The organism is Algoriphagus sp. (assembly GCF_013373065.1).
Taxonomy (GTDB): Bacteria; Bacteroidota; Bacteroidia; order Cytophagales; family Cyclobacteriaceae; genus Algoriphagus.
Genome location: NZ_JABXIN010000016.1, coordinates 1 through 12,504, shown reverse-complemented (window position 1 = coordinate 12,504; position 12,504 = coordinate 1). Strand labels below are relative to the sequence as shown.

The window sequence follows — 12,504 nt, the reverse complement described above, 5'->3', positions numbered from 1 at the left end:
AAAGTTTTCTACTTAAATTTCATAAAAACCACCAATCGCTGCCACCCAATTGTAGGGAGCTTTTTTGATCAGTTGGTTATACTGCATCCGGTTCACCTTCAATTCCCTCACCAAGCTCAAAGCTTTTTCCAGATTGGGTTGTTTTTTCTGAGAATCCTTTAAAGTTTCTAAAATCTCATCTGGATTGGGGAGCTTATTTTCTTCGAGCTGAAGTTCGGGGGAGAGGGTACTCAAAGCCTGCGTTAATTCCTTTTGAAGCTTAAGCTTTCGCTGCAAGGTGTTTTTTACCGTGAGGAAAAACAGGAGGGATGCTCCTAAGATGGTTAGAAATAAAGGGATGTAGCCCATGGTTAAATACTTAGATACTCGATTAGTTTTAAATGATCTGCGATCAATGGCTTGGTTTTGCCGATGCAATCTCCAAATGGGGTATAGACCACTTCCTGATTCATTATACCTGCCATGCAATTGGTTTTTCCTTCCAAAAGCCCTTCCACTGCAGCCATTCCGCATCTTGATGCTAAAACCCGATCTCGGGCGGTAGGGTTTCCGCCTCGCTGAATATGGCCTAGGGTAGTTACTTTAAATTCCTTGTTTTTATCCTGTATTTTGGATTTTACCTTTTCCATGATCTCTGCCGCACTCCCGGCTGCATCTCCTTCAGCCACCACGATAATGCTTGAAGTTTTGGTTTTGCGAAGGTTTTTAAGGGATTTTACCACAGCATCCAAATCGGTTTGGGTTTCAGGGACCATTACAAATTCAGCACCACTACCGATTCCGGATTCAACGGCAATAAAGCCTGCATCTCTGCCCATCACTTCAATAAAGAAGATTCTGTCATGAGCAGCTGCTGTATCTCGGATTTTATCGATGGCATCTAAGGCGGTATTTACAGCTGTATCAAACCCAATTGTGTAATCAGTTCCATAAATATCATTGTCAATAGTCCCTGGACAACCTACGACTGGAATTCCGAATTCTTCATGAAAAATTTTGGCGCCAGTGAAGGTTCCATCTCCTCCGATGGCTACCAAACCTTCAATTCCATGGGCTTTGAGGTTTTCATATGCTTTTTTTCTACCCTCAGGCGTTCGGAATTCTGCCGAACGGGCAGATTTTAGCATGGTTCCTCCTCGTTGTACAATATTGCTGACAGAATAGGTGTGGAGCCGCTTAATATCTCCCTCAATTATCCCTTCATAGCCATGATAGATTCCGTAGACTTCCAATCCTTTGTAGATAGCCGTACGAACAACAGCCCGAATGCAGGCATTCATCCCGGGACTATCTCCTCCAGAAGTAAAAACAGCGATTTTTTTCATTTTAATAGGTTAAAAGCTTTGCAAAAATATGCATTAAAGAAAGAAAGCCTTACTTTCTAAAAAGAATAAACCATAATTTTTTCCGCAGGGAAGTTCATCAAAAAGAAAAGCGAATTGTATGAAAAGGTTGACCTTACCGCTAACTGATTTTAAAATACCCCAGATCTCCTTGGGCTGTATGTCATTGCCAGAAGATTCCTCAAAAGCTGCGCAAATCATAAATGCAGCATTGGATGCGGGAATTAATTTATTGGATACAGCTGACCTCTACCAAAAAGGACTCAACGAACAAAATGTAGGAAAAGCAATCAAAAATCGAAGAGAGGAGGTTTTACTCAGTTCAAAAGTTGGAAACCAATGGCGTTCCGATGGAAGTGGTTGGGATTGGAATCCTAGGAAATCCTACATCCTAGAAGCAGTTGAAAAAAGCCTTCAACGATTGCAAACCGATTATCTGGATTTTTACCTGCTGCATGGAGGAACGATTGATGATCCTTGGGATGAAACATTGGAAGCCTTTGAAATACTGAAACAACAAGGAAAAATCAGAGCTTTTGGGATTTCATCCATTCGACCGAATGTCATTCGAAACGTATTAAAAAAGGATCCACCTGCTCTGATTATGATGCAGTATAGTCTTTTGGATCGGCGACCGGAAGAAAGCGTATTTCCACTTTTGGAAAAATCGGATACACGGGTATTGGTGAGGGGCTCCTTAGCAAAAGGACTTTTATTGGATAAAGACCCTAAAGATTATTTAAACCATACTGCAAGGGATGTTCAAAAGATCCGTGAAGTTATTCAAGCTTCAGGGCATGATCCTCAAGCCATTCTCCTAGCTTTTGGACTTTCCCAACCTGCAGTAGCTTCCCTTTCAGTAGGAGTCAGTAATTTGAATCAGGTTCAAAAATTAATCCAAGCATATGATTCCAGTCAAAGGATTTCTATAGAACTTATTCAAGCGTTAAGGAAAGAAATTCCTGCCTTTACTTACGAAAATCACCGATAGTCCAATTTTTTCAGGCTGAACTGAAAAATACCCTAATTTCGAGCTCACCCAAATTCTGAATTATGCAAAGAGTTGTCATCCTTTTCCTATTTATTTCTCTTTCATTTATAGCCTGTGAGCAAAAACCTTCTACCGAAATCGAACGCTGGGAAGCTCAAGCTGAACGCGTGGAAATCATTCGGGATGATTTTGGTGTACCTCATATTTATGGAAAAAGCGATGCAGATGCCGTTTTTGGACTCCTTTACGCACAGTGTGAAGATGATTTTCGAAGGGTAGAACGAAACTATATTTGGGCTACGGGGAGATTAGCCGAGCTTGAGGGTGAGGAAGCAATTTATTCCGATGTTCGGGCGAATTTATACATGACTGAAGCAGAGGCCATAACGGCCTACGAAAGTGCACCGGATTGGCTGAAGGAGCTTTGTCAGGCCTTTGCAGATGGTGTCAATTACTATTTGCACACTCATCCTGAAGTAGAGCCCCGAGTGATTGAAAGATATGAACCTTGGATGCCGATGTATTTTTTTGAAGGGTCGATAGGAGGAGATATAGAACAAATACCCGCTTCCCGGATTCGGGCTTTTTATGAAAATAATAAAGCCTTGGCTTTGTCTGAATATGGGGATGGCTTGAGTCATCCGGATCCGGAGGAAGAACCCAAAGGTAGTAATGGGATTGCCGTTTCTGGAGAAATGACGGCTTCTGGTAATGCCATGTTATTGATCAATCCACATACTTCCTTTTATTTCAGACCCGAAGTTCATGTGGTTAGTGAGGAAGGACTCAATGCTTATGGGGCCGTAACTTGGGGACAGTTTTTTGTTTATCAGGGATTTAATGAAAAAACAGGCTGGATTCATACTTCCACTCGGGTGGACTTCATCGATGAATTTATGGAAGAGGTTACCGATGAAGAGGGGACCTTAGTGTATAGCTATGGAGTTGAAAAAAGGGAAGTAGAGTCATTTCCGGTTAAACTTTCATACAAAACCAATGAAGGCTTGAAGGAGAGAGAATTTACGCTTTATCGCACACATCATGGACCTATTACGCATCAATTGGAAGACCGCTGGGTAGCCACGAAAATCAATTGGGATCCGGTAAATGCGTTGATTCAAAGTTATACGCGGACGAAGCTTAATAACTATGAGGAATTCCGCGAGATGATGGATATCCGAACCAATTCCTCCAACAATACTGTGTTTGCTGATGCAGAAGGGAATATTGGGTATTTCCATGGCAATTTTATTCCAAAACGAAATCCTGAATTTGATTTTTCCAAGCCCGTGGACGGATCTAATCCGGAAACGGACTGGCAGGGCCTTCATACGGTAGATGAAAGCATCACCTTATTAAATCCACCAACAGGTTGGATTCAGAATTGTAATTCTACACCCTTTACAGCAGCGGGAGAATTTAGTCCAAAAGCAGAAGATTATCCTTTTTACATGGCTCCTGATCGCGAAAATTTCCGAGGAATTCATGCCGTCAAGGTTTTAAAAGAAGCATCCAACTTGACCTTGGATTCCTTTATTGAATTGGCTTATGAACCTACTTTGCCGGCTTTTGAACGATTGATGCCTGCCTTGGTAAATGCATTGGAAAAGTATGGAACTGATCCTCAAACAAAGGAAGCAATGGAAGTCTTGAACGAATGGGATTTCAAAACCAGCAAAGAATCGGTTGCGATGAGTTTGGCTCATTTCTATGGAATGAATCATCTGCGAAATTTTCGGGATATGCAGGAATTGGTCGAAAATGAAACGCTTGCATCCCATAATCAACCTGAAACTCAGAAAGAAATGGTTCGGGTTTTCGAGGAGACTTTAGCGCAGATGAACCAGGATTTTGGTTCTTGGAACACTCCTTGGGGCGAAATCAACCGATTCCAACGGCTCAGTGGAGACATTAATTTGGCCTACGATGATAATCAACCCTACATTCCAATTGGAATGGCCTCTGGCCGCTGGGGAGCCTTAGCGTCCTATGGAGCCAGTACTAAGGAGGGAACCAAAAGATTGTATGGAAGTTCGGGGAATAGTTTTGTGGCCGTGGTAGAATTTGGAGAGAAAGTTCGCGCCAAAAGCGTACTAGCAGGAGGTCAAAGCGGAGATCCGAATTCCCCTCACTTCCTAGATCAAGCCCAACGTTACGCAGACGCTAATTTCAAAGAAGTGGCCTATTACCGAGAAGATGTAGAGAAAAGAGCCGAGGAACGATATCAGCCAGGGAAGAGGTAGGGTAGCCTATTGTCTTCCTAACTAAAAGTTATTATTGTTCGAGGTTCTTTGTTCTGGGTTGTTTGCCTTGAAAGAATATTTCCTATCAATTATGCTGTCCAAAACAGCGTTCTATTGTCAGCCTGAGCGGAGTCGAAGGCCGCTTCTAGATGTTTGGATTACATTTCGACTTCGCTCAATGTGACAATAATTCTTTTAAGACAGCTATTTTACAAATCTCAATTCCCTAATAGACAGTTCTTAATCTTTGATATGTAAATGAGAATTCGGTGCCTGTATGATGGCAAACCAATTCAATCTATATCAATCTAACTCTTAAACCTTAAACTTCTTCTCCTCTGCATGGTCAATCCATTCACCTGATAAGCTGAGATAAGCTCCCATAGCATCTGCTGTCATGCAGGAGTGGATGGGTAAAATTCCCAGCAAATTCCCGATTTGAACATAATTCAGAAGTTCGTCTGAAGCTTGAATTAAGCCATGTTCCTGTGATATACTCTTTACAAATGATCTAGACTCAGGAGTTTTCCAACCGTCTTTTTCAAGGTAAACGATCTCCCCGAAGTTCTTTTTGCCATCCTTTTCTATCAAATGATCCTTGGCTAAGTGTACGCCACCTCCATGAACCAAAATCTCCTTTCGTTCAGGGACTATATCTACGACAGGCACAGCCAAAGCCACTGCTATATCGCTTTTCTTGCAACTTCCCAATTCCACTTGCATCAAGTCATAAAAGACAAAATTGCCAGGTCCCATCTGGTCAATATCTCCAAAATCAGTGGCTACGGAGCAGCCTGGAGTATCTCCGATTCGGGTCACAAGATTAGGATAGGCTGACTCATATTTGGTTTTCAGCATGGCTAAGGCCTGACGGGTTTCATGGTAGATCAGTTCCTTGTCAGGTTTGTAATAAGTATGACCCGGATGAATGTAAAAGCCTAAAAATGAAAGGTTATTTGAAGTTTTTGCAATTCGCAAAATCTCATCAATCTTGGAAAAATCACTTATATGAACGCCCGTTCTGCCATATCCGGCATCGATTTCAATCATAAAACCAATCGGGGTGCTGACTTTCTCTGCTAATTTTTGAATGGTAAAGGGGTTGACGATTTGAACCGAAATCGCTTGATTTTTTGCTAATTCATTTAGTCTTGGGATCTCCCGAATATTAAATGGAAAGGCGATATGAATCAGGTCCCAACCTGAATTACTCAAATAAGCCGCTTGTCGGATGGAAGAGGTAGTGATTTTCCGAATCCCGTATTCCCGTGCCCATTCTCCGATTTTTTTTGATTGTGCGGTTTTCCAATGAGGAATGAGTTCCAGTTGATGAAGCGATGCCTTTTCTGCCATTTTTTGAATATTGGCTCGGCAAATCTTTTCATCAATCAATAAAGTAGGGGAAGTTATCTGGGTTCGGTAGTCCATGACTAATTATAATTTTTGATGTGACTCATGTAAAGTTAAGCTTCCTTTTAAAATAAGCTCGACTTTGTCTTTCGAAATACACATACTTCGTTCGTTCCTGACTGTCCTGGCAGGAAATAAGCCTTAGGCGACACATTGGTTTTACCGTCACTGCGACGACGAAGGAGGAAGCAGTCTTAATGGTGAAAAGAAATATGCCTGAGGCAAAATATACTTCCTTCGGTCGTGAGATTTTATTGAAAGATTCACCGATTCAATTGCCTGCGGTTTTAACCGCTGAACTATAGGACAACCCCGCCCCAACTCCCGCTATGACCTTTATTGCGGTAAAGACCGGATATTCTAATCAAAGGGGGTAAGGGGGATTTGAAATGAAAATTCAGATAGAGACGTTCGGGATTACAAATACCGAACAGCAGGAAAATCAGGCTTCCCGTTCGTGGAGACACGAACGGGGGAGGAGGTCCTCTATGACATATCTTGACGTAGTCCTATCTTACAATTATCTGCGCAGCACTCTTCCTATTCTTCACGCTATCCAAAGCTTCAAATTCTAAAATCCATTAAATCCTGCTGTTTTTCTGAATTCCATTTACCTAAGCCCATTAAAACTGCTATTTTTGTGAGCTTAAATCCAGGCCCATTGTCTTGGATTTTAACTTAATGATCAAAAGCGCAAGCTCAACTTCCATGGAAGCAAAGAAAATACGAAGCACCTTTATCGAGTTTTTTCAGTCCAAAGGCCACCATTTCGTTCCCTCGGCCCCAATTGTGGTAAAAAATGACCCAACCCTGATGTTTACCAACGCAGGGATGAATCAGTTCAAAGATGCCTTTTTGGGAAATGAAATCGCCAAATATCCTCGAGTTGCCAATTCTCAGAAATGTCTTCGGGTGAGCGGAAAGCACAATGACCTTGAAGAAGTGGGGGTAGATACCTATCACCACACCATGTTTGAGATGTTGGGCAATTGGTCTTTCGGGAATTATTTCAAGAAAGAGGCGATTGACTGGGCGTGGGAATTGCTGACAGAAGTTTACAAACTTCCAAAAGATCGATTATATGTTTCTGTCTTTGAAGGAGATCCTTCTGAGAATCTGGAAATGGATCAGGAAGCCTATGATTTCTGGAAGAACATCGTTCCAGAGGACCGCATCATCATGGGTTCCAAAAAGGATAATTTCTGGGAAATGGGTGATACAGGACCTTGTGGCCCTTGCTCCGAAATTCATATTGACCTGAGATTGGAAAATGAAATCGCTCAAACTCCTGGGAGGGAATTAGTTAACCAAGACCATCCGCAAGTAATCGAGATTTGGAACTTGGTATTCATGCAGTTTAATCGTCTCGCCGATGGAAGTCTGAAGGAGCTCCCGGCAAAGCATGTGGATACGGGGATGGGTTTTGAACGTTTGGTTCGGGCCATTCAAGGAAAATCATCCAATTACGACACCGATATTTTCACCCCTTTTATTTCTTATCTGGAAAAGAAATCCGGTAAAAACTACGGGGAAAACGAACAAACGGATATCGCTTTTCGGGTAGTGGTGGACCATATTCGGGCTATTTCATTTACGATTGCAGATGGCCAACTTCCTTCCAATAACAAAGCGGGCTACGTAATTCGACGGATTCTTCGTCGGGCGGTACGGTATGGCTATACTTTTCTAGGTTTCCAGTCACCTTTCTTATATGAATTGTGTCCTTTAATGGCGGAGCATTTTGGAGATATTTTCCCGGAAGTGCGACAGCAGCAGGATTTCATTGCTAAAGTGATTCAGGAAGAGGAGAGTTCTTTCCTTCGCACGTTGGACAACGGTCTAAAAATGCTGGCCTCCATCAAAACTGAGTTAAGCGAAAAAGGAGAGAAGGTGATTTCTGGTAAAACAGCCTTTGAATTGTACGATACGTATGGGTTTCCTTTGGATTTGACCTCCCTCATTGCACGTGAAAGCGGATTCTCCCTGGATGAAAAGGGCTTTGAAGTGGAAATGGAAAAGCAAAAAAATCGTTCCAGAGCTGCTTCAGAATCCGAAACCGGGGATTGGGTGATGTTAGAAGAGGAAGTAGGAGTCGATTTTGTTGGATATGATTTTCTAGAGAGCCAATCTCAGATTGTAAAATATAGGACGGTAAAGGAGAAAAAAGGAGAAAAGTATCAGTTGGTGTTGGACAAGACACCTTTTTATGCAGAAAGTGGCGGGCAGGTAGGAGATACGGGATGGTTGGTTTCGGATGAAGAAAAGATCCGCGTGGTAGATACCAAAAAAGAGAATGATTTGATCGTTCATTTTGTGGAGAAACTCCCCATCAATCCCCGGATTCCGTTTACGGCTCGTGTTGATGCCGCCGAACGTCAGCTGATCATGAATAATCACTCGGCCACGCATTTGCTTCATGCTGCCCTTCGGGAAGTATTGGGAGAACATGTACAGCAGCGAGGTTCTTTGGTGAATGAAAGGCTTTTGCGATTTGACTTTTCACACTTCAGTAAAATGACAGATGCTGAAATCCAATGGGTGGAGGAAATCGTCAATCGAAAAATCCGAGAGAATATTGCTTTGGGTGAAAAACGAAATGTACCGATTGAAGAGGCAAAGAAAATGGGGGCCATGGCGCTTTTCGGTGAAAAATATGGAGATTTTGTGCGTGTTATCACCTTCGATCCGAGTTTTTCAGTAGAGCTTTGTGGAGGTACGCATGTTCCTCATACCGGACAAATTGGTTTCTTCAAGATCATTTCAGAAGGATCTGTTGCTTCGGGAGTTCGTCGGATTGAAGCGATCACATCGGTAGCCGCTGAAAAATATCTACGGGATCAGGAAAGCTTGCTGAAAGAAGTGCAGGATTTACTGAAAAACCCAAAAGATATTCGGAAGGCCATCGAGTCCTTGCTTACAGAGCGAAATGAGCTTAAGAAGGACCTGGAAGCTTTGCATTTGGAAAAAGCGGCTCAGGTGAAAAAGGGACTACTTTCCCAATTCGTAGATCAGGGAGATGCCCGTATTTTGGTCGCCCAAGTGGAATTGCCAAATGCAGATGCTTTGAAGAAGTTGGCCTATGAGTTGAAAAATGAAGTGGAAAATGCCTTTGTGGTCTTGGCTGCAGCGGTAGATGGAAAACCACAAATTGCCGTGATTTTGGATGAAAGCCTGATTGATTCCAAAGGTTGGAATGCAGGAACTATCGTTCGGGATCTGGCAAAAGAAATCCAAGGCGGTGGAGGAGGACAAGCCTTCTTCGCAACGGCCGGAGGGAAAAATTTGCAAGGTTTGCCTAATGTAGTTCAAAAGGCCAAAGAACAGTTTTTATAATCGAATCTCGGCTTGCATGCTAAGCGAAGAAAAAAAAAATAAGTATCAAGTAGTAATTGGGCTGGAAGTTCATGCGCAACTTCTGACTGTAAGCAAGATGTTTGCTGCCGATTCCACAGAGTTTGGAAACTTACCCAATACCTTGATTTCAACAATCACGCTTGGCCATCCAGGGACTCTTCCGAAGGTAAATAAAAAGGCCATTGAATATGCCGTTAAAATGGGTTTGGCCTGCCATTCGGAGATTACCCGATACAATATATTTTCCAGAAAAAATTATTTCTATCCAGACCTTCCAAAGGGGTATCAGATTACCCAAGATAAAGGTCCTATTTGCGTTGGAGGAATTGTTCCGATTCGTCTATCCGATGGCAGCGCCAAGGATATTCAACTGAACAGAATCCATTTGGAAGAGGATGCCGGAAAATCCATCCACTTGGAAGGAGAAGCAGATACCTTGGTTGATTTTAATCGAGCTGGAACGCCTCTTATTGAAATCGTGACCGAACCTGCGATTTATAGTTCGGAGGAAGCCTATGCGTTTTTATCCGAGATCAAAAAGCTCGTGAAATACCTGGATATCTGTGACGGAAATATGGAGGAAGGTTCCTTGCGCTGTGATGCAAATATTTCAGTCATGCTGAAAGGAGCGAAGGAGTTGGGGAAAAAGGTAGAAGTGAAAAATATGAATTCCTTCCGAAATGTGGTTCGGGCCATTGAGCATGAATTTGAGCGGATGGTTACCTTATTGGAAAATGGGAAGGAGATTATTTCAGAAACCCGAACCTTTGATGCGGATACAGGAACAACTGCTGGGATGCGAACAAAAGAGGAATTGAATGACTATCGTTATTTCCCAGAGCCGGATTTGAGCCCTGTGCTGATTTCCGAAGAATGGCTCCATTCCATCCAAGTGGACATGCCAGCACTACCACGAGATTTGTATAAGAAATTTGTAGAGGAATATGGGCTTCCGGATTATGATGCTGCTTTTCTTACTGAATCCAAGGAATTGGCGCTTTGGTTTGATGAATTGTGCCAAGAAACTTCCCTTTACAAAGCTGCGTCTAATTGGACGATGGGTCCGGTAAAGTCCTATTTGAATGAAACAGCCATTCATATTCAGGGTTTTCCTGTTTCTACCCAATCCTTGGCAGAATTATTGGAATTAATAGAGGAGGGGAAAGTAAGTTCCTCAGTGGCCTCTCAAAAGATATTTCCGGAATTAATTAAAAATAAGGAGGCAAAACCGCTTCAAGTGGCGCAGCAACTGAATTTGATTCAGGAAAGTGATGCGAATTCGCTTCAACCCATTATTGAGGAAGTGTTGAACGAAAACCCAAAGAAAGTTGCCGAGTTTAAGTCCGGTAAAAAGGGGCTGACGGGCTTTTTTATGGGGCAGGTAATGCGGAAATCCAATGGAAAAGCTGACCCGAAAGTCGCAACAAAACTATTGACAGAATTATTGAATAAATAAGGGAGAAAAGTTGCCGATTTGAATTTTCTGAAATGATGAGAATTTAGATCACGCCAAATTTATCTCCGAGAAGTAATGTATAAAAAGATGAAAAAAGTAATGACAAGTATCTGGATCTTAAGTTTAATTTCCTTGTTCTCCTGTGGAGGAGAAGCCGATTCGGCGCAAGATGATTTGGTTCAGATTTCCGGTAAAATTTCCAATGCGCCTGAAGGAGTGGTTGTCTTATCACAATTTACTGATGGCAGACCCCGGGTTTTGGATACCTTGGATTTGGATTCAGACGGGAATTTTTCCTATGAACTACAAGTGGAAGATCCAACCTTTTATGACTTGAACCTCTTTGGACAGCGATCCGTAAGACTCGCCTTGTTGAAGGAAGATGTTCAGGTGAATTATGATTTTTCCCAACCTGAAGCTATCCAAATTGAAGGTTCGAAGGATAGTCAGGAAATGCTGAAGTTGGAAAAATTGATGGCGGACTACCAGGCCGATGTAAATGCCTTGAATGAGGCCTATTATGAGGCGATGAGTAATAATGATGCCGAAACCATTAAAAGTATTCAGGCTCAGGCATTGGATTTGGAAGCCAATCAGGCAGAACGCGTCAAACAAACCATCAATAGCATGGGAGATAGTTTTGCTTCTTTGGCAGCAATCGGATTGCTAAATCCAAAGAATGATTTTCCGTTCCTAGATGAATTGATTCAGCGTTTGGATCAAAAATATCCAAATACGGTGAGCATTATTCAGTTAAAGCAACAATTGGATGAACTTCGGGCTTTGGCAATTGGAGCAATCGCACCGGAAATAGCCCTACCTAACCCGGAAGGGGATATCAAAAAACTTTCTGATTTACGAGGAAAATATGTACTAATTGATTTTTGGGCGGCTTGGTGTAAGCCTTGTCGGGCAGAAAATCCAAATGTTGTCCGCATGTTCAATAAGTACAATGACAAAGGATTTGAGGTATTTGGAGTTTCCTTGGATCGTGATCGCGAAGACTGGATTCAGGCTATTGAAGATGATCAGTTGAATTGGACCCAAGTTTCAGACTTGCAATACTTCAATTCCGAAGCAGCCACTATTTATCAGATACAAGCGATTCCAGCTTCTTATTTGATTGATCCGGATGGTAAAATCATCGCAAAGGATCTCCGCGGACCTACTTTGGAAAGAAAGTTGGAAGAGTTGTTTGGGCAATAAGCGCCTTTCGTGAAGCGAGATAAAGGGTAAGTGTCACTGCGAGCCCGAGAATCGGGAGAAGCAGTCCCTCAAGTAACGAGAAATATGCCTTCGGCGAAATATGCTTCTCTTTGCTCAGCGAAATACACTCCCTTCGCTCATAAATAAACTTAACCTCAATTGCCAGCGGTTTTAACCGCTGGACTCAAGAAAATCCCGCCTCAACTCCCCCTTTGAATTCTATATTTAGTAAGGACCAGGGTTTCAATCCAAAGGGGGCGCGGGGGATTTGAGTTGAATACTTCAAGGAATCTTGTTCGAAATCAAATCCGTTTGTGAAGACACGAACGCGGGCAAGAAGGTTCGGGATTACGAATCTCGAACAGAGATAAATGGTTACTGTCACTGCGACGACGAAGGAGGAAGCAGTCTCAATGGTAAAAGGAATATGCCTTGGGCGAAATACACTCCGTTCGCTCGTAAATAAACTTGGCCTCAATTGCCAGCGGTTTTAACCGCTGG

The 12,504-nt window shown here is 42.5% G+C and carries 8 protein-coding genes; 5 read left to right on the top strand and 3 right to left on the bottom strand.

Translation table 11 applies throughout. The annotated features are described in order from the left end of the window. Positions 1-12: 12 nt before the first annotated feature. Together HWE15_RS12070 and pfkA are read right to left on the bottom strand one after the other, a co-directional pair. A complete protein-coding gene (locus HWE15_RS12070; RefSeq protein WP_290507795.1) occupies positions 13-348 on the bottom strand; it encodes a hypothetical protein in 336 nt (111 codons plus the stop codon). Between the two features lie 2 nt (positions 349-350). Continuing rightward, a complete protein-coding gene (pfkA, locus tag HWE15_RS12065) occupies positions 351-1,325 on the bottom strand; it encodes a 6-phosphofructokinase (RefSeq protein WP_290507794.1) in 975 nt (324 codons plus the stop codon). Positions 1,326-1,443: 118 nt separating this feature from the next. On the opposite strand from pfkA, the gene HWE15_RS12060 reads away from it, so the two are divergent. Then, positions 1,444-2,334, top strand: a complete 891-nt coding sequence (locus HWE15_RS12060; RefSeq protein ID WP_290507793.1) for an aldo/keto reductase — start codon at positions 1,444-1,446, stop codon at positions 2,332-2,334. 62 nt (positions 2,335-2,396) lie between these two features. Then, positions 2,397-4,577, top strand: a complete 2,181-nt coding sequence (locus HWE15_RS12055) for an acylase (RefSeq protein WP_290507792.1) — start codon at positions 2,397-2,399, stop codon at positions 4,575-4,577. A 315-nt stretch (positions 4,578-4,892) separates the two neighbouring features. On the opposite strand, the gene HWE15_RS12050 is transcribed toward HWE15_RS12055, so the two are convergent. Continuing rightward, the gene (locus HWE15_RS12050; protein ID WP_290507791.1) at positions 4,893-6,005 is read right to left on the bottom strand and encodes an alanine racemase; all 1,113 of its coding nucleotides are present in this window, start codon (positions 6,003-6,005) and stop codon (positions 4,893-4,895) included. 690 nt (positions 6,006-6,695) lie between these two features. Between HWE15_RS12050 and alaS the strand changes: the two genes are divergently transcribed. The 3 genes from alaS (at position 6,696) to HWE15_RS12035 (ending at position 12,003) form a co-directional block, all read left to right on the top strand. Then, positions 6,696-9,320, top strand: coding sequence for an alanine--tRNA ligase (gene alaS / locus HWE15_RS12045; protein ID WP_290507860.1), 2,625 nt, complete (start codon positions 6,696-6,698; stop codon positions 9,318-9,320). Between the two features lie 16 nt (positions 9,321-9,336). Beyond that, the gene (gene gatB, locus HWE15_RS12040) at positions 9,337-10,797 is read left to right on the top strand and encodes an Asp-tRNA(Asn)/Glu-tRNA(Gln) amidotransferase subunit GatB (protein WP_290507790.1); all 1,461 of its coding nucleotides are present in this window, start codon (positions 9,337-9,339) and stop codon (positions 10,795-10,797) included. A gap of 87 nt (positions 10,798-10,884) precedes the next feature. Beyond that, complete coding sequence (locus HWE15_RS12035; protein WP_290507789.1) at positions 10,885-12,003, top strand: TlpA disulfide reductase family protein; 1,119 nt, start codon at positions 10,885-10,887, stop codon at positions 12,001-12,003. The last annotated feature ends 501 nt before the right edge of the window (positions 12,004-12,504 follow it).

Excerpts from the sequence above, each read along its gene's own strand:
- alaS (WP_290507860.1), top strand. The coding sequence starts at position 6,696 with ATGGAAGCAAAGAAAATACGAAGCACCTTTATCGAGTTTTTTCAGTCC.
- HWE15_RS12035 (WP_290507789.1), top strand. The coding sequence starts at position 10,885 with ATGAAAAAAGTAATGACAAGTATCTGGATCTTAAGTTTAATTTCCTTG.
- HWE15_RS12060 (WP_290507793.1), top strand. The coding sequence starts at position 1,444 with ATGAAAAGGTTGACCTTACCGCTAACTGATTTTAAAATACCCCAGATC.
- HWE15_RS12050 (WP_290507791.1), bottom strand. The coding sequence starts at position 6,005 with ATGGACTACCGAACCCAGATAACTTCCCCTACTTTATTGATTGATGAA.
- HWE15_RS12055 (WP_290507792.1), top strand. The coding sequence starts at position 2,397 with ATGCAAAGAGTTGTCATCCTTTTCCTATTTATTTCTCTTTCATTTATA.
- HWE15_RS12070 (WP_290507795.1), bottom strand. The coding sequence starts at position 348 with ATGGGCTACATCCCTTTATTTCTAACCATCTTAGGAGCATCCCTCCTG.
- pfkA (WP_290507794.1), bottom strand. The coding sequence starts at position 1,325 with ATGAAAAAAATCGCTGTTTTTACTTCTGGAGGAGATAGTCCCGGGATG.
- gatB (WP_290507790.1), top strand. The coding sequence starts at position 9,337 with ATGCTAAGCGAAGAAAAAAAAAATAAGTATCAAGTAGTAATTGGGCTG.